At 59.7% G+C, this 17,092-nt stretch carries 20 protein-coding genes; 15 read left to right on the top strand and 5 right to left on the bottom strand.

The window, feature by feature from the left end:
• Positions 1–11 precede the first annotated feature (11 nt).
• Positions 12–1,916, top strand: coding sequence for a single-stranded-DNA-specific exonuclease RecJ (gene recJ / locus TX72_RS06040; RefSeq protein ID WP_011128071.1), 1,905 nt, complete (start codon positions 12–14; stop codon positions 1,914–1,916).
• Between the two features lie 5 nt (positions 1,917–1,921).
• On the opposite strand, the gene psb30 is transcribed toward recJ, so the two are convergent.
• Positions 1,922–2,029 carry a photosystem II reaction center protein Ycf12/Psb30 gene (gene psb30, locus TX72_RS06035; RefSeq protein WP_006041509.1) on the bottom strand — a complete coding sequence of 36 codons (108 nt, stop codon included), beginning with the start codon at positions 2,027–2,029 and terminating at the stop codon, positions 1,922–1,924.
• Between the two features lie 108 nt (positions 2,030–2,137).
• On the opposite strand from psb30, the gene TX72_RS06030 reads away from it, so the two are divergent.
• The 11 genes from TX72_RS06030 (at position 2,138) to fmt (ending at position 12,067) form a co-directional block, all read left to right on the top strand.
• Positions 2,138–2,503: a YkgJ family cysteine cluster protein gene (locus TX72_RS06030; protein WP_011128070.1), complete on the top strand. Its 366-nt coding sequence runs from the start codon at positions 2,138–2,140 to the stop codon at positions 2,501–2,503.
• 5 nt (positions 2,504–2,508) lie between these two features.
• Positions 2,509–2,841, top strand: a complete 333-nt coding sequence (locus tag TX72_RS06025) for a TMEM165/GDT1 family protein (RefSeq protein ID WP_011128069.1) — start codon at positions 2,509–2,511, stop codon at positions 2,839–2,841.
• A gap of 3 nt (positions 2,842–2,844) precedes the next feature.
• A complete protein-coding gene (locus TX72_RS06020; RefSeq protein ID WP_011128068.1) occupies positions 2,845–3,153 on the top strand; it encodes a TMEM165/GDT1 family protein in 309 nt (102 codons plus the stop codon).
• Between the two features lie 95 nt (positions 3,154–3,248).
• Positions 3,249–5,576, top strand: a complete 2,328-nt coding sequence (locus TX72_RS06015) for an RNB domain-containing ribonuclease (protein ID WP_042504293.1) — start codon at positions 3,249–3,251, stop codon at positions 5,574–5,576.
• Between the two features lie 2 nt (positions 5,577–5,578).
• Entirely contained in the window at positions 5,579–6,187 is a 609-nt protein-coding gene (locus tag TX72_RS06010) for a flavin prenyltransferase UbiX (RefSeq protein ID WP_011128066.1), read from the top strand.
• Complete coding sequence (locus TX72_RS06005) at positions 6,184–6,654, top strand: hypothetical protein (RefSeq protein WP_011128065.1); 471 nt, start codon at positions 6,184–6,186, stop codon at positions 6,652–6,654. Before TX72_RS06010 ends, TX72_RS06005 begins: the two co-directional genes overlap by 4 nt.
• A gap of 45 nt (positions 6,655–6,699) precedes the next feature.
• Positions 6,700–7,140, top strand: coding sequence for a DUF2996 domain-containing protein (locus TX72_RS06000; protein ID WP_011128064.1), 441 nt, complete (start codon positions 6,700–6,702; stop codon positions 7,138–7,140).
• A gap of 57 nt (positions 7,141–7,197) precedes the next feature.
• Positions 7,198–8,268 (top strand): magnesium-protoporphyrin IX monomethyl ester (oxidative) cyclase, encoded by a 1,071-nt coding sequence (gene acsF / locus TX72_RS05995; RefSeq protein WP_011128063.1) that lies wholly within the window; start codon positions 7,198–7,200, stop codon positions 8,266–8,268.
• 3 nt (positions 8,269–8,271) lie between these two features.
• Positions 8,272–9,681: a TldD/PmbA family protein gene (locus TX72_RS05990; RefSeq protein WP_011128062.1), complete on the top strand. Its 1,410-nt coding sequence runs from the start codon at positions 8,272–8,274 to the stop codon at positions 9,679–9,681.
• A gap of 2 nt (positions 9,682–9,683) precedes the next feature.
• Positions 9,684–11,048 (top strand): TldD/PmbA family protein, encoded by a 1,365-nt coding sequence (locus TX72_RS05985; protein ID WP_011128061.1) that lies wholly within the window; start codon positions 9,684–9,686, stop codon positions 11,046–11,048.
• Positions 11,049–11,050: 2 nt separating this feature from the next.
• Entirely contained in the window at positions 11,051–12,067 is a 1,017-nt protein-coding gene (gene fmt, locus TX72_RS05980) for a methionyl-tRNA formyltransferase (protein ID WP_011128060.1), read from the top strand.
• Between the two features lie 6 nt (positions 12,068–12,073).
• Here fmt and TX72_RS14150 read toward each other — a convergent pair whose 3' ends face one another.
• From TX72_RS14150 to TX72_RS05965, 4 genes are all read right to left on the bottom strand, one after another.
• Positions 12,074–12,238 carry a hypothetical protein gene (locus TX72_RS14150; RefSeq protein WP_158305729.1) on the bottom strand — a complete coding sequence of 55 codons (165 nt, stop codon included), beginning with the start codon at positions 12,236–12,238 and terminating at the stop codon, positions 12,074–12,076.
• A gap of 61 nt (positions 12,239–12,299) precedes the next feature.
• Positions 12,300–12,953 carry a hypothetical protein gene (locus tag TX72_RS05975; RefSeq protein ID WP_011128058.1) on the bottom strand — a complete coding sequence of 218 codons (654 nt, stop codon included), beginning with the start codon at positions 12,951–12,953 and terminating at the stop codon, positions 12,300–12,302.
• Complete coding sequence (locus tag TX72_RS05970) at positions 12,950–13,288, bottom strand: DUF6464 family protein (protein ID WP_011128057.1); 339 nt, start codon at positions 13,286–13,288, stop codon at positions 12,950–12,952. Before TX72_RS05970 ends, TX72_RS05975 begins: the two co-directional genes overlap by 4 nt.
• Positions 13,278–14,006 (bottom strand): MeeY/MeeF family manganese export membrane protein, encoded by a 729-nt coding sequence (locus tag TX72_RS05965; RefSeq protein WP_011128056.1) that lies wholly within the window; start codon positions 14,004–14,006, stop codon positions 13,278–13,280. The genes TX72_RS05970 and TX72_RS05965 overlap by 11 nt, the downstream gene beginning before the upstream one ends.
• A 37-nt stretch (positions 14,007–14,043) precedes the next feature.
• On the opposite strand from TX72_RS05965, the gene TX72_RS05960 reads away from it, so the two are divergent.
• The 3 genes from TX72_RS05960 (at position 14,044) to TX72_RS05945 (ending at position 17,083) form a co-directional block, all read left to right on the top strand.
• Positions 14,044–14,805, top strand: coding sequence for a hypothetical protein (locus TX72_RS05960; protein ID WP_011128055.1), 762 nt, complete (start codon positions 14,044–14,046; stop codon positions 14,803–14,805).
• Positions 14,806–14,950: 145 nt separating this feature from the next.
• Positions 14,951–16,306 carry a site-specific integrase gene (locus TX72_RS05955; protein WP_011128054.1) on the top strand — a complete coding sequence of 452 codons (1,356 nt, stop codon included), beginning with the start codon at positions 14,951–14,953 and terminating at the stop codon, positions 16,304–16,306.
• Positions 16,307–16,864: 558 nt separating this feature from the next.
• The gene (locus TX72_RS05945) at positions 16,865–17,083 is read left to right on the top strand and encodes a hypothetical protein (protein WP_042503460.1); all 219 of its coding nucleotides are present in this window, start codon (positions 16,865–16,867) and stop codon (positions 17,081–17,083) included.
• The last annotated feature ends 9 nt before the right edge of the window (positions 17,084–17,092 follow it).

The raw sequence follows: 17,092 nt of genomic DNA, 5'->3' as shown, positions 1-17,092 counted from the left end.
AATGCTGATTCATGAGTGCCACCTCACCGCATACCTGGGTGCTTCCGGCTGTTGTGGATGCCAGTCCGCTGCCTCAACTGCCGTTACCACTGGCCCTGAGGACCCTGCTGCTTCGTCGGGGATTGAGCGAAGAGGATGTCGCTGAACTGATCACACCACAGGAGTTGCCCGACGCTTGCGGACACTTCCCAGATCTGGAAGCAGCGGTTGAACGCATCTGCCGCGCCTGTGAACAGGGAGAAGCTCTCGCGGTCTGCGGCGATTACGACGCCGATGGCATGACCAGCACAGCTCTTCTGTTGAGAGCCTTGATACCACTCGGCGCCAAGGCGGAGCCGGCGATCCCTTCCCGGATGGAGGAGGGCTATGGCCTCAATCCAGCGATGGTCGATCGCCTGCATGGCCAAGGCATCCGACTGCTGGTCACCGTGGACAACGGAGTGGCGGCGGTGGAGGCCCTCCAACGGGCCAGAACGCTGTCGATGGACGTGATCGTGACCGATCACCACTCCATTCCAGAACCGCGTCCATGGATGACCGCACTGCTGCATCCAGCCACCACCCCGGAAGCATCTCCCTACAGAGGTCTTGCCGGTGTGGGGCTGGCCTACGTGCTCGCCAGCAGCGTTGCCGAACGGCTGGGGCGAATGGATGCGATTCAGGTGGCCCGCGACCTGTTCTGCATCGGCACCGTGGCCGACATGGCACCGCTGACCGGAGCCAACCGACGTTGGTTGCTGGAAGGACTGACAACCCTGCACCGCAGCCGTTGTGAAGGGGTCGTGGCACTGCAGCGTCTGGCGGGACTGGGCGAGACGCCCTTAACCGCCGAAGACATCGGTTTTCAACTCGCCCCGAGGATCAATGCGGTCGGACGACTCGGTGATCCCGTGCTGGTGGTGGACCTGCTCACCGAATCAGATCCGGGCAAAACCATGGCTTTGGCGCGCCGCTGTGACGATCTCAATCGTCAGCGACGGGATCTCTGCGATGCCATCGAAGCGGAAGCCACTGCCCTGGTGGAATCGGATGCTGAGGGGCTGATTCCACCGTTTCTACTGTTGGCCCAGAGCCACTGGCATCACGGGGTGATCGGCATTGTCGCCGCACGACTGATGGAGCGTTACCACCGCCCTGTGGCGCTGCTGGCCGGGGATGGTGAAGGTCTGTTGAGAGCCTCAGCACGGGCGCCCCAGGGTTTCGCCGTTGACAAGGCGCTAACAACCTGTGCGGATCTGCTGGAGCGGTTCGGAGGCCACCCGGCTGCGGGTGGATTCACGGTGAAGGCCAGCCAAGTGCACGCCTTGCATGACCGCCTGAATCAGCTCACCCAACCGTGGCTGGATCAGGAGGGGGCAGGACGACCGGTTCGCCCTGAGGCTTGTTTGAAGCTGAACGAAATCAACTGGGATCTCTGGGCTGCCCTCGAAACCTTGACCCCCCATGGTGTGGGGCATCCAGCACCCCTGTTCTGGTCCCGGGGATGCCAGGTGGCGGACTGGCGAACCCTGAACGGTGGGCACTTGGCGGTGACCCTGCAGCAGGGGACACACCAACGGCGAGCAGTGGCATGGCGATGCTCCCCCCTGACTCCGATGCCGGAGCGGGTCGATGTTGCTTACGAACTGAAACTGAACGTCTGGCGGGGGGAGCGCCGGCTCCAACTCGAACTCAAGTCCATTCGGGAGCACACGGACACCGTGAGGCTGAGCTGCGGCGAACGGAGCTATCTGGCAAGCAGGAAATTGGGTGATGACAACGCAGTCACCTTTGGGTTGACCAACGCCGGTGGAGATCACCTTGATGCATCAATCACTAAAGATCAGACGGTGAGTTGCAAAGACCAACGTGCAAGCCACTCGAGGATCCAGACCCTTTTGGAGGAAGCCGCCCTGGCCCTTGGATTACGCGCCTAAGCAGCTCAGAGGGCTCCGCGGCGGTAGAAGAGGATGAAGATCACAGCAGGACCAGCCAGGGTGATCAACGCAAGGGCGCCGAAATTGGCGATCAGATGGAAGTCGATGCCCATAGCGATAAAGCGCTCACACGTTGCGGATCAGTCAACAGATTACGGGGCCTTTGCTCAGAGTCGCCTTTCGGCATGCACCCACTGTGACGGCTTGTCACAGCTGCAGCAATGAGCAGCCAGCCTCTTCAATGGCAGTGCATCTCCCAGTGCGGAGCCTGCTGCCGCCTGGCACCGGAGGAACGTCCCGAAGCCCTCGAAGCCCTCAACGACGAGGACCAGGCCACCTACTTGGCGATGGTGGGGAAGGACGGCTGGTGCATCCACTACGACAGCGGTGGTCGACGCTGCCGGATTTACGACGAACGGCCTCGCTTCTGCCGGGTCCGGAACATGGATCAGCTTTTCGGTGTTGAACCGGACCAACTGGATGCCTTCGCCATCGGGTGCTGCCAACAGCAAATCCGTTCGGTGTATGGCGGTCGCAGCCGGGAGATGCGTAGGTTCAACCGCGCCCAACGCCGTCCCGATGGCTGAGTTCCATGGCTGAGATCAAGGAATCCAGCCGCCCTGGTTTTGCGGCCGTGGTGTTCAGCACCTTCAGCACGGTGTTCATCGCCGAACTGGGGGACAAGACCCAGTTAGCGACACTGCTCCTCTCGGCTCAGTCCGGATCGCCCTGGCTTGTGTTTCTCGGAGCCGCCCTGGCCCTGATCTGCTCAAGCCTGGTCGGCGTGCTTCTGGGTCAGTGGCTGGCTCGCACGCTTCCACCAGAGCGACTGGAAACCATGGCCGGCCTTCTCATGGTGGCCCTGGGGCTTTGGCTGGGAGCACAGGCAATTCAGACGTTGATGTTGGATACAACCGGAGCCTGAACGATGGATCTTTCGCTTCTGATCTCGACATTTCTCACCGTGTTCCTGGCCGAACTGGGGGACAAAACCCAGCTGGCGACGGTGGCCCTGAGCGGAACCTCCGACAGGCCGCTGGCAGTGTTTCTCGGCTCATCATCCGCCCTTGTTCTGGCCAGCCTCTTGGGCGCGATGGCCGGCGGATCGATCGCCAGCCTGATCCCAACGGAATGGCTGCAGCTGGTGGCAGCTGTTGGCTTTCTGATCATCGGATCCCAGCTGCTGCTGCGTCGCAACAGCGATGGGAGTGCGGAGGACGACTTGGTCGACTCATAAAGTGAACTTGTTTCAGAGCTCTCTGCACGGCCTGGCTTCCCTATGGCCGCTCTGAACTTCTCCCGGCCATGAAGGCCGGATTCGATCCACACACCATGAAGTTCTCGGTCGCTGACCTCCTGGATCAGCTCTCCTACGACCAGCCGGTTCTCCAGACCACGCTGGCCAAGATCCTCAAGCTGTCCAACAAAGCTGATAAAGAACGTCTGGACTTGGCCATTGACGGGTTGAGCAAGCTCGGTGTCCTCAGCCGTCAGGGAGACGAAGGCCTGGTGCGCTATCAAGCTGAGGATCTTATTGACGCGCGGCTGCGTTGCAGCAGCAAAGGTTTTTGCTTTGCCATCCGGGATGACGGTGGAGATGACGTTTACATCCGCGACCATCAGCTGAATCACGCCTGGAATGGCGATCGCGTCCTGGTCCGGGTGACCCGGGAAGGCGGTCGACGACGATCTCCGGAAGGCGGTGTGCAATGCATTCTCGAACGCAGCACCCAGTCATTGCTGGCCCAGGTTGAACGGCAGCAGGAGCGGCTGGTGGCGGCACCGTTGGATGACCGCATGCTCACCAGCATCGAGCTCCCCGCAGATGCGGAAGTGCACGTATCGGAGGAATCAGCAACGACCGTGGTCGAGGTCAAGATCGATCGTTATCCAATCGCCCAGCATCCAGCTCAGGGGCATGTGGCTCGTCCCCTGCCTCTGAATGCCGGACCAGCAGCCGACCGCGATTTGTTGCTAACCAAAGCCGGTCTGCACGAACGGCCTGCGGCACCGCGTGCCTCCGTCAAATCCCCACCAAGCAAAGGGCGGACCGACCTGACTGACCAGCCATCGCTGTTGCTATGCAGCTGGCAGCACCGGGATGCCCCTCCCCTGCCCGCGGTGTATGTGGAAGCAAGAGATGGCGGCTGTCGCCTTTGGCTGCATGCACCGTCGGTTGCGGAACGCTTTGGCCAGGGCAACAGTCTTGATCTCTGGATCAGGGATCGAGCTGATGCCATTTGTCTGGGGGAGGACTGGCAACCGCTACTGACTCCCGCTCTTACGAAGGCCTGTCGGCTCAAGGCGGGCGAATCCAGCGACGCCCTGACGGTGCGACTCGACATTGATGCCAATGGCCATCTGACGGACTGGGAGTTCATGCTCAGCACCATCCGTCCGGTCGCCGACATCAGCACCGCGCAGCTCCGGGCCCTGGCAGAGCGCAAACCCAAGTCGCGCAGCATCCCCGCGGCGTTGAAACCGATCAAAGATCAGCTTGGGCAGCTGGAGACCCTGATGTTCTGCGCCGACTGCCTGATGGGCCATGAGCAATCCGCAGGAGCCGTTGCCCTCGACTTACGTCCCCCACAGATTGACGCGCTCGGGGATCTGCGCTGGGCCGATCCCAGTGGTCAAGCGCACCGTTGGACCGATGTGATCGATCGCACCGATCCGAATTCCATTCTTCAACCGCTGCTCCGGGCCGCCGATCGCGCCTGGGGACAACACCGTGCCGCACTCCAGCTCCCAGGAATCGCCTGGATCAGCAGCGAGCCTGATGCCACGGTGCTCACCGATGTGGCGAAGACCGCTGTTGCCCTTGATCTCCCCCTCGAACTGGATGACGACGGAAGCCCTACGGCGCAGGAATTGATCACGGTCTTCGCGGAGTCCGACCAGCGTCGGGTGCTGGAGCAGCAACTGAGCCATGCATTGGCCCAACCGCAATTTCAGGCCGAACTCAAGACACCGGAGACAAGCGACGACGACACAACTGATATGAGCGCAGCACTCACACCCTGGTGCTGCGGATCATTGAGCTACGCCCAGCTGGCCAACCAGCAGGTCATCCAGATGCTGCTGAACGACGGTAAGGACCGTCCCAATGTCCGTCAGAAGGAGCGGCTCAATCTTGGTCGACGTGGCTGTGCTGATGATCTCCAGTGGTCCCTGTTCACTGGCGCACAGGAAGAGAAACTCACCAATATCGTGAGTCAGCGCCTGGTTCAACGGCTCAACAGCCGGCGGCGTCAGGTGCTGGAGCTTCAGCGGGATCTGCTGGCCATGGTCCAGGCCAGATCGGCGGAACCGCTGGTAGGTCAGGAAGCCGCAGGTCATGTGAGCGGCGTGCAGAGCTATGGCTTTTTTGTTGAGGTGGGAGAGACCCGCGTTGAGGGACTTGTTCACGTCAGCTCTCTCAACGATGACTGGTACGAATACCGCTCCAGGCAGAACCGCCTTGTCGGCCGCAAGAACCGACGGGCCTATCAGCTAGGTGACCAAGTTCGCGTACGAGTGATCAAGGTTGACGTGCTCCGCAATCAGATCGATCTCGAGGTGATTCCTGAGCCGACAGCGGATGAGGGGGACAACAACGCAGACAGCAGCACCGTCGAAAGCCCTGAGCAGCCGATGGCCGTGACCCTCAGCGGCATCTGACCATGCATCCCTATGTGCTGGCTGTCACAGGTGCCTCCGCCCAGCCGCTGGCCGAACGCACCCTTCAGCTGCTCCTGCAGGCAGGTCGCAGTGTCCATCTGGTGCTGAGCAGAGGCGCCTATGCGGTGTTCCAGGCGGAGCAGGGGGTGCAGGTTCCTGTGAATCCCGAGCGTCAGGCCAGCTTCTGGCGTGAGCGTCTGAACTGCAGCGAAGGAGAGCTGTTCTGCCATCGCTGGAATGACCAGAGTGTCGGCATCGCCAGCGGAAGCTTTCGCACCAGTGGCATGTTGATCGTGCCCTGCAGCATGGGAACCGCGGGGCGGATCCAGGCCGGCGTCGCGATGGATCTGATTGAACGCTGCGCTGACGTTCACCTCAAGGAGGGGCGCCCGCTGCTGATTGCTCCCCGTGAGATGCCCTTCAACCTGATTCACCTGCGCAATCTCACGGCGCTGGCGGAAGCCGGCGCACGCATTGCCGCACCGATTCCTGCCTGGTACACCCAACCCAGAACCCTCGAGGAGATGGTCGACTTCATCGTGATTCGCCTGCTCGATGGATTCGAGGATGATCTGGCTCCCCTGCAGCGCTGGACTGGACCGATCAAATGAGCTCCCTCCAGCGCTGGTTGCTCGTGCCATGCCTGGCTCCGCTGGCGGCAGTGCTGCTGGCATCAGCCTTCAACAGCTCCGGCAACACCCGGCTGCAGTTGCTGATCTGGCGGTCGCCACCCCTCCCCATCGGCGCCTGGACAGCCCTAGCCGGGCTGACAGGAGCTGGACTCAGCGCTGTCTCTGTTCTGTTGCTGGTGCCCACCACCCCGCCGCTTCGACGACAACGGCATCAACCGCTGGAGCGACCCAGACCTGAACCGGAGATGCGTGAGGTGGTCACACCACCGCCCCAACGGGATGTGCGCGAACCAGCCCCCACCGTGGCCGTTCCTTACAGGATTGTTCAGAAACCGAACTCCGAAAAACGAGCCACCCCATCAGAACCCTCCCCCCCATCGCGAGCGGTTGATCACCCCCCCTCAAGCTCAGACGGCTGGGGCCTTGATCCGGATCTTGATTGGTGAGACGCGACCAACGCTGACTACAGTTCACCTAGAAATCAGGACCCGGTGAGCGACACTCCCGATACGGCCTCTGCTGCGGCCCAAGAGGACACAAAAGCGGCCCCCAAGCCGAAGCCGAAACCCCCGAAACCGGAAGACAAGCCCTTTCCGGAGTTCATCGACACCCTGTTCATCCCTGCGGTGAGCAAGCAGCTCGAGGACAACGGCATCCAGGCTGATCGTCTGGAGCGCGTTGAGGGGGAGCGCCCGGTGGTCGGGGGAAGCTGTCCGATGGTGATTGGTGAGCTGCCAGGCGGCAGGCGCTTCTGGCTCTGCTTTGGCAGCGCCGACATCACCAGCCCCAAGCTGATCGCCCTGGCTGAAGCCGGCAGTGAACCGACCCTGCTGGAGTCGTTCCTGATCGACGAAAAGCGGATGTCGCTGCCACTGCTGGTGTCACGACTGCTGCAACGGCTGAATGGACAGAAATGGCTCGGACGTAACTGATCAGCTCGAACTCCGCACTGTCAGCCCTACATTGGTCTCCACGTGAAATCGGAGCCGATGGTCCCTCCAACCGCCGTCGCAGAAGCCAACGCCGTTGCAACGAAGGATCCTGTCAAAGACACGATCCTCACACCGCGGTTTTACACCACGGACTTTGATGACATGGCTGCCATGGATCTGCGTCCCAACGAGGCAGAACTGGAGGCCATCTGCGAGGAATTCCGCAAGGATTACAACCGCCATCACTTCGTTCGCAACGACGACTTTGACGGTGCTGCAGACAAACTTGACCCCGAGACCCGTCGGGTCTTCGTTGAATTCCTGGAACAGAGCTGCACGTCGGAATTCTCTGGTTTTCTCCTTTACAAGGAACTGAGCCGTCGCATCAAGCAGCAAAACCCCCTGCTGGCTGAATGCTTTGCCCACATGGCACGGGATGAAGCCCGCCATGCCGGATTCCTCAACAAAGCGATGAGTGATTTCGGCATGCAGCTGGATCTCGGCTTCCTCACCGCGAACAAGGACTACACCTTCTTCCAACCCAAATTCATCTTCTACGCCACCTATCTATCCGAGAAGATCGGCTACTGGCGCTACATCGCCATCTACCGCCACCTTGAGAAGAATCCCGAGAGCAAAATCTTCCCGATCTTCAACTTTTTCGAGAATTGGTGTCAGGACGAGAACCGTCACGGCGACTTCTTTGATGCCCTGATGAAGTCTCAGCCCGACACGGTGCGTGGTCCGATCGCGAAGCTGTGGTGTCGCTTCTTCCTGCTTGCCGTGTTCGCCACCATGTACGTGCGTGATGTGGCCCGCAAGGAGTTTTACGAGGCACTCGGGCTCGATGCACGCACCTACGACAAGATGGTGATCGAAAAAACCAACGAAACAACAGCCCGGGTCTTCCCTGTTGTTCTCGATGTGAATAATCCCAAATTCTGGACACGTCTTGAACGTCTGGTTGAGAACAACGCAGCTCTCGAGGCTGCCGATCGGAGCTCCAGCCCTGCCCCCCTGAAGCTCTTCAAGAAACTTCCCCGCTGGATCAGCAATGGTGCCGAAATGGCCAAGTTGTTCTTGATGTCTCCGATTGACAGCGCCAAGTTCCAGCCCGCCGTGCGTTGATCATTGACTGAATCCTTTTCCCAGGCCTGGAGTTCCACCCTTCAGGCCCTGCTGCAGCGCGGCAGCGGCGCCGGAGCTGACTTGGTGGAAGTGTTCCTGGAACACACCGATCACCTCGGTCTCCTGGCTGAGCAGGAGCGGATCACCAGCGTCAATCCCACCTTTGCCCGTGGGGCTGGCATCCGTGTGTTTCTCAACGGACGGGATGGATTCGTCAGCACCAATGATCTGAGCGTTGACGGCTTGACCCGGGCGTTGGATCAGGCGCTGGCCATGCTCAACCTGGAAGGCAACGGTTTGGCTGGCAAGTCAACGTTTGAAGGCCTCGGAGCACTCAAGGATTACGCCCTCGAGAAAACCAGTTGGCTGCAGCAATGCCCGACGATGCTTGATGCCAGTTCCCGCTTGCTGGAGGGAACATCCCAGCTTGAACGGCTTGGTCAGCACCTTCAGGTGCGTCGCGGCAGCTACGCACGGGATTGGCAGGAGGTTCTGGTGGCTGCCTCCGATGGCACGTTCGCCCGTGATATCCGTCTGCACCAGTCGACGGGTCTATCCGTGTTGGCGGCAGATGGTGACCATCGCTCCAGCGTGGGTCGTCGCTACGGCAGCACTGATCGCCCAGATGATCTCTTTACCTGGAACGTGGAAACCAGCGCTGCTGAAGTCTGCGAGAGCGCCGGCACCATGCTCCGCGCCGACTACGTGGAAGCTGGACAGATGCCCGTGGTACTGGCCAACCGTTTCGGTGGTGTGATCTTCCACGAAGCCTGCGGACATCTGCTGGAAACCACCCAGATCGAACGGGGCACGACACCCTTTGCGGAGCAAGTGGGTGAGCTGATTGCCCATCCAGCCGTCACGGCCATTGATGAAGGTTTGAGCAGTGGTGCCTTCGGGTCGCTATCCATGGACGACGAGGGTATGGAGCCCCAGCGCACAGTGCTGATCAAGGACGGCGTTCTGCAGCGTTTCATCAGTGATCGCGCCGGTGAACTGCGCACAGGTCATCAGCGCACGGGCAGCGGACGTCGTCAGAGCCATGCCTTCGCCGCCGCCAGCCGGATGCGGAACACTTACATCGATGCAGGGCCGCACAAACCCAACGACCTGATCGCCTCTGTGGAACGGGGCCTCTACTGCAAGTCGATGGGTGGCGGCAGTGTGGGTCCCACTGGTCAGTTCAACTTCTCTGTGGAGGAGGGCTACCTGATCGAAAACGGAAATCTCACCCGCCCGGTGAAGGGAGCAACGCTGATTGGTGATGCCAAGGACGTGATGCCTCGGATTTCGATGTGTGCCGATGATCTGGATCTTGCCGCCGGTTACTGCGGCTCCGTCAGCGGCAGCATTTTCGTCACCGTCGGGCAACCCCACATCAAGGTGGATTCGATCACGGTGGGAGGTCGCTGACCATGACCAACAACACCCTCGATGCGGGCAAGCTTAGAAATCGAGTTCACACGCTGGCAACGTCCGCTGGTATCCGTCAGTGGGATCTTGGAGCCGCCTGCAGCGATGACTGCTCAGTCCAGGTGGACCGCGGCGAAGCCAAACAGTTGAAGGCTGCTCAGCGCAGCTCGATCACGGTGCGAGTCTGGAACAGTGATGGCCTGGTGGGCATCACCAGCACCACTGATTTGACGGACTCCGGGCTGGCCCGTGCCTTGGAAGGGGCCCAACAGGCCAGTGCATTCGGCAATCCCGATGATGTGCCGCAGTTTTCACCGATGGCAACGGATCCATTGCCGCAACTGGATCGTCCCCTGATGCCACGTCAGGGCATCCTGCCGTTGCTCAAGGATTTGCGTGCAGCGGAAGCGGAGCTGCTCAGCCGTCATCCAGCCATCCAAACCGTTCCTTACAACGGTCTTGCCGAGTCGCTGTCCACCAACCTTTATCTCAACAGCGATGGTGCCATCCGCACGATGGAGCGCACCCAGGCCAGCCTGTATCTCTATGCCCGGGCTGAGGAGAGCGGCCGCAAGCCCCGCAGTTCCGGTGCCATCCGCATGGCCCTCGGCAGCAGCGACCTGGACATCCAGGGATGCATTGATGAAGCGGTTGAACGAACCGTCAGTCATTTGGCCTACCAGCCGATCGAAACCGGCAGTTATCGCGTGTGTTTCACACCGGAAGCCTTCCTCTCCCTGATCGGTGCCTTCAGCAGCATGTTCAGTGCGAGGGCCGTCCTCGATGGAGTCAGCCTCAGCACCCGCGAAAGCCTTGGTCAGACCCTGGCAGTCCCGTTCCTATCGCTTGAGGACGATGGCTTGCACCCGGATCACATCAGCGCCTCTCCCTTCGATGGCGAGGGCACACCCACTCAAAGGTTGTCGTTGATCGAGTCCGGTTGTCTTCGTAATTTCCTGCATTCAGAGGCCACGGCCAGAGCCTTCGGGGTGAAGCCCACCGGCCATGCCGGCCTTGGAGCCAAGGTCTCCGTCGGTCCCGATTGGTTCGTCGTTGGCACCACCCCGGGGCAAACCAGCGGCCAAGAGCTGGATCACACCCGTGAAGCCGACACCTTTGTGCTGATCGAAGATCTTTCCGCCCTTCATGCCGGGGTCAAAGCCACCCAGGGATCGTTTTCGCTCCCCTTCGATGGATGGCTGGTGAAAGGCGGGGAAAGGATCTCGGTGGAGGCAGCAACAGTTGCCGGAGACATCCGCAGCCTGTTGATATCGATTCTTCACCTGGAACCAATACAGGAGGTCACCCATCGTGGTGTGGCGCCCCACGTCTGGGTGGAGGGCCTCTCCATCACTGGGGAAGCCTGACCTTGCGCATCCTCTACTGGGGTACACCGGCCTATGCCGTGCCCACCCTGAGACAGCTTCATCAGGCCGGGCACACGATCGTTGGGGTGGTGAGTCAGCCGGATCGCCGCCGAGGGCGGGGGCAACAGCTTGTGGCTTCGGCCGTGAAACAAGAGGCCCTGAACCTCAACCTGCCGGTGTTCACGCCAGAACGGATCAAGAAAGATTCTGACTGCCAGGCGCAGTTGGCAGCCCTCAAAGCTGATGCATCTGTGGTGGTGGCCTTCGGCCAGATCCTGCCGCTCGAGGTGTTGGAACAACCGCCACTGGGGTGTTGGAACGGTCACGGTTCGTTGTTGCCGCGCTGGCGCGGGGCGGCCCCAATTCAATGGTCGATCCTCGACGGTGATGCGGAAACCGGCGTCGGCGTGATGGCCATGGAGGAAGGCCTGGACACTGGTCCGGTGCTGCTGGAACGCCGATTGAGCATCGGGCTTCAGGACAATGCCCATGCACTGGCGGAAAAACTCAGTGGCCTAACGGCGGAGCTGATGGTGGAGGCGATGCCGCTGATCGAAGCAGTTGGTGCGGGTCCAACCGATGAACGGTTGCATCGGCTCGGCGTGCAGCACCAGGCCGAAGCCAGCTGTTATGCCCGAATGCTCTGCAAACAGGATTACCAGATCGATTGGAGCAACTCCGCCCTGGCCATCCACCGCCAGGTCATGGGGCTCTATCCCGGCGCACAGACCAGCTGGAACGGCAAACGTCTGAAGCTGACGCAGACAGAACCCCTCATCGATCGTCTGAAGGATCAACTCAGCCCAGAGGCTCAGGAGCTCGTCGGTCAGTGGCCCACAGGAGGTCATGCCGGTGGCACCGTTTTGGCCTGCATTCAGGACCTGGGTCTTGTGGTGAGCAGTTCCGGCTGCCCGCTATTAATCAGAGAGGCGCAACTGGAGGGCAAGTCCCGAAGCCGTGGCCAGGCCCTCGTTCAACAAATGGCTGCCGCCGAACAGCAGTCCATTGGAGATAACTGAGCCAGATCAGGACTGACGGATGTCCTGCAGAACCAGCTGATTCGTCACCGAGCGCTGGCGCTGCCACAGGTCGTAAAGCTCCAGCGCAAGCGCCCGCAGACGCGATGCATCGGCTTCATCATCCAGCTCGCGGCGGAAGACCTCGCGCTGGAAAGCATCTTCAGGCGCCATCAACTGAACCCGTTCGAATGAACAAATATTAAGAAGGCTGGCCTTTGTGTGGCGTTGGCCCTCACGACTCGGTGTAGAGCACGTGGGCTCGGTCCCACACCATCTGCAGGGAAGCATCGTTCAACACCAGCGCCTGGGGATGGTGTTGAGCAAGCCAGGCCCGGCGTTCCTCAACGCTGGACTCCACGAAAAATCCATCCTGGGCGGCGAGCACGCGGAATTTCAAAAACTCAAGCAACTGAGCCCGCAGCCGCAGACCATCGACGCAATCTATGCGCTGCATGGAGTCGCAAAGCAGCAGCTCGGTACCAGGCCAAGCCGAGTTCAGCCTTGGTGCTAGCACCTCCATCACGGATCGGGGCTGCTGGTGTCGCTCCTTCGTTTCCGGATGGGGGTAATAGATCCAGGCTGGAACCTCGTCATCAGCAGCTGATTGGACGGTGATGCGCCAGAAAGAGAAGGTTTCCGGTGGGTGCAGGTCTGTCCAGTGGAGATGGGGAAACGTGTGGTCGGGATCGCGAAGTTGCACTTCCAGTGGCGCAACGCTGAGATTCAACGTTCCAGGCCAGCAGTCAGAGAGATCGAGCCCAAGCTGGGCAAACAACGGTCGCTGCATGGCAATGGTTCCCTCCGGATAGGGGGACGTTGTGCTACAGCCAGAGGCCACGCCATGCCCGCACACCAAAGTGGTGCGAATCCAGCCGTCCTGGGTCATCGCAACTCCCGATGGGTGCAGTTGTCGCAGGGCCCTTCCGGCCAAACAGCACAACGGAGCAAAGGACTACGGGCGTTGAAGCGGCAGTCGGGGTCGCCAATCACCCAGCCATGCCGCCAACGCTGGGCATCGGCGGGCCTGATCTGGGGTTTGACCAATAAGGCAACCGACGAAATTTCATAACGGCCATTCCGCAAGGTGTAGCGATGACGTCGCTGCAACACCAGAAAACTTTGCTCCTCCGTTTCCAGCCAGCGCCCTGGCTGGGGCGCGTTCTCCAGGTCCAGTCGATCCAGCAGCGCTTCGCTACCGGCCTGACGCAGCTCAACCAGCATGATCGGCCTCCATCGGCGAACGGACGGAAAAGCCCCAGGCGAACAACAAGAACACCACCAGCATGGTCAACCAATCCGGTTGATTGAACTGTGGAATCAGAACGTGGACCAGCAAACGCAGGGCCACAAAAGCAACGGACAGAAACCCGGCCGTCTCGAGCCGTGCGTACTCGTCCAGCCAGCGGATGAACAGCCCGGACGTGAAGCGCAAGGCAATGATTCCGATCACGGCCCCCGTGCTGATCAACAGGAGCTGGTCACTCACCGCAACTGCCGCCGCAACGCTGTCAATCGAGAAGGCCAGATCAGTGAAACCAAGCAGCAGAACGGTCTGCATCAGGCTCCTGGCCTGGGTCGACACAACCGTCGCAGCCGCGTCATCGGCGTTGTCCTGAGAAAACTGACGCAGGTGATTGATGAACAGCCAGAACAGATAGGCGGCAGCGAGAAGCTGAACCCATGCGCTCTGCAACACCCACTGAGCCAGAGCGATCAGGCCAACCCGCAGCAGCATCGCCAGGCCGATGCCGATGTTCAGGGCCAAACGCTCCTGTTCAGGACTGCGGCTGGAACGGGCAATCGCCGCAAGTGCGATGGCATTATCAGCGGAGAGAATGAGCTCCAACATCACAAGAACAGGCAGTAAAGCCAGTACCTCGCCCCATTGATCTGCGCCCTCAAAAACGTCGGTGAGAGAGGGAAGCGCCGTGATGTCCATGGCGGCAGCCTAGAAAGAGCGCAAAGGTTCCAGACGGATGCAGGTACGAGCCGAGTTGTGTCACGTCGACACCCTGCGCTGCATCGTGCGCGTCGAGGCCTGGAATGGTGAGCGCTGCATCGCCAGCTGCCTGGGCGAAGCTGCCAATGCGGAAGACGCAGAAGAGCGCGCCCGGCGGCGCTTGCAAGAGAAGCTTGCGGGGGTTGATGCCAAGCCGCAGGTCGCCCCCGAACCAAAGCCAGAGCCAACGCCTCCTCAGACTCGGGTGGCGGAATCCCGTTCTCAACCGGCACCGATCAAACAACCGAGGGCAATGGCGAAGCCGGTCGCGGTGGATCAGCCGCCTGCAGCAGAGACACCGCAACTGATCGCTCCCCCATCGGATCCACCATCAGAAACACCGACAGATCCGGAGGACTGGAGCGAAGAACTCACCGCCATCGATCTGGAGCTGAAGCGCATTGGCTGGGGGCGAGATCAGGAACGGGTTTACCTCGAACGGGCCTTCGGCCATGCCAGTCGCCATCGGTTGACCCGCTATGCAGATCTGGTGGCCTACCTGCGCCAGCTACGGCAATTGCAGCCCCAGGAGCAGCCGGATCAAGCCCACATTCCGATTCGCCGCAGTGATCTGATCACACAGGGCGATCAAATGCTCAAACAGCTGGGCTGGAAGGCAGAGCAGGCTCGAGGCTTTCTGCAGGAGCATCTGCAGGCCAGCAGCCGTCAGCAACTTACCGACGAACAGCTCCTGCAATTCAACATGCTGCTGGAGGAGCAGTCGCTGAAAAACTCATAAGTCGCCTGAGAATCCTCATAAACACAGGCCCAGCCTTTGATCTGCGCTGCATTGACCGGCGAGGTTGCGCACAAATGTGATCACTTGTGGTTGCTTGTATCCATGTTTTTGCGCACACTAATGCGCACAGGGCAGCACCCAGGAGATGCCAAAGCTTCGGTCTGGTGAGGAGTGGGCCAAGAGCCTGCGGCAAGACATCAAGACCGAAATCGGCTTGGGCTGGAACGTCTGCGGCCATAAGCGCAGCGACGGCAACTTGTCTGGCTCCTGCAAGCTGACTCACAGGACTGAAGACGGTCGTCGCAGCAGCGTGATGCTGCCGTTCCCTTGGGAGGCATCCAGCAAGCGCCAGATCCTCAACAAGGTCATCGCCATAGCCAAGGCGCTTCAGGCTGATCCTCAAAAAGAACTGAACGAAGTTGCCAAGATCAACGCCGACACCCTTGATGAGCAAGCGGAAGCTCAGTCCGGCCATGGCCTGACGACGAACAAAGGCTGGGATGCCGTCTTGGAAAAATTCCTCAAGTCGAAATCAAGCTGCCGCTGGAAAACCCTGCGGGACTACGACTACAGGCTGGAGCGGGCCATGGCTCTACTGAACCACCACAAACCAAAGCCCAGGACTGGTCTGGGGTTGATGCAGGCATATAAGGAAGTCCACTTCCTTGGCCCTAATGGTGAGGAGCACAAACCAGGCGCTCAGATTGAGGCAGGTGCATCCGGTCGCAAAAAGAGCCTGGACGACATCGGCAGATTTTTAAAATTCGCCGTTGATGTTTGCGGGATGCCGAAAAGGTATCTACCGCCGGACAGAAAGCAGATTGAAGAGCTGGTGGGGTTTAAGACAGTTTCAACAACACATGCACTCACTCCGGCAATCAAGCCAGATATGTTCGTTGAACTATTGGATGACCTGCTGGAAGAGGGCAGGGTCCGTGAATATGTTGCCGTGGCGATTGTTGGATATTGCGGCATCCGTCCAAGCGAACTTGCAACCCTGCACCAGGTTGATGGTCAGGCAAGGGTTGTCAGCACCAAGCGGAACACAAAACAGATGAAGCATCCGCCTGAGGCCAGGGACATCTTTCCCCTGGAAATCAAAGGGCGCAATCGTGAAGGTGCCAAAGTCCTGCAGCAGTTTTTTGGAGGCAAGGCGAAACTACCAGCGGCACTGCAGGTTCAAATTGACAGGATGAAGCCTGACCATCCGAACCACATTGATTCATTCAGTTACGTCGGGGTGGAGTTCCGGCAAATGCTCTGCGTTAGATGCAGAGCATGGAAAAATTTGAAATCCAACCCTGGAACGGAAGACATCACGCCATATAGTTTGCGGCACGGATTTGCATGGCGCGCAAACTACGGAGACACGAAGATGTCGCACCGTGCTGCAGCAAAGTTGATGGGCCACGATTTGGTGACGCATCAACGTTGGTATGGCCGTTGGATTGACGCCGCCAGCCTCAAAGCAGAGGTTGAACGGGTCAATTCAGAGATGTAAATACATCAGGGTTGCGCAGAACCGAATGGATGTGGTTACATTATGAACGTGATGTTCATTTGAACTTCACCGTGCTGGTAAGCGAAACTCTTCACCCTGCCCACGAAGGAATTCTCTGAGTTCGGCCCCGACATTTCTGGCTTGCCAGCGATCACAGCATCATGTGACGGTCGGAATCCTGCAAAGGAACAAAGCACTAACCGGCTAGGCGACGGTTAGGGGTACTGCCCAAACACGAAGGCTCTGGAACGGGTCGCAGTTGCTCCGGACGAGACAAGGGGGCGCTGCACGTTACCTTCGTGCGCCTATTTCCATGCCAGATAGTATTCGGCAGCTGTTCAAGACATCAGCTGCAGCCCCCATGCTCTGCCTGTCGCAGGGCCATCTCCAACGACTAAAGGACTCTCAAGGTGGTCCCTTAATCGAAGGTGAGCACTGGTTTTCGGGGCCAACTCCTAAAAGCCCGATTCGCTGGGAAGTTGCAGCAATTCAGGAGCTGCTGAGCCGACGCGGTCAGCTTCGTCGGCAGGCAGAACAACTGATTAAGGAGTTGGTCTGATGCAGCGCCAAACCTTTGATGACAACGGCAAGAAAGTGCCGTTCAAGTTAACCGCGCAGGAAAAAATGCTGCAGTCTGCGCGTCACGCATCAGTGTGCGCCGAACGGGCACAGGAACAGCACCGCAGCCAAGACAACAGAGAGATGTGGCAGGACTCTTTTGAGCACCACATGCGGGATTACCGCCGGTTCAAGAAACAAGCAGACCGCGAGGTATAAAAAAATGAC

The sequence above is a fragment of the Parasynechococcus marenigrum WH 8102 genome (genome assembly GCF_000195975.1).
GTDB classification, from domain to species: Bacteria; Cyanobacteriota; Cyanobacteriia; order PCC-6307; family Cyanobiaceae; genus Parasynechococcus; species Parasynechococcus marisnigri.
Note: the sequence above shows the minus strand (reverse complement) of the source record. Positions and strands in the feature narration are given on the sequence as shown.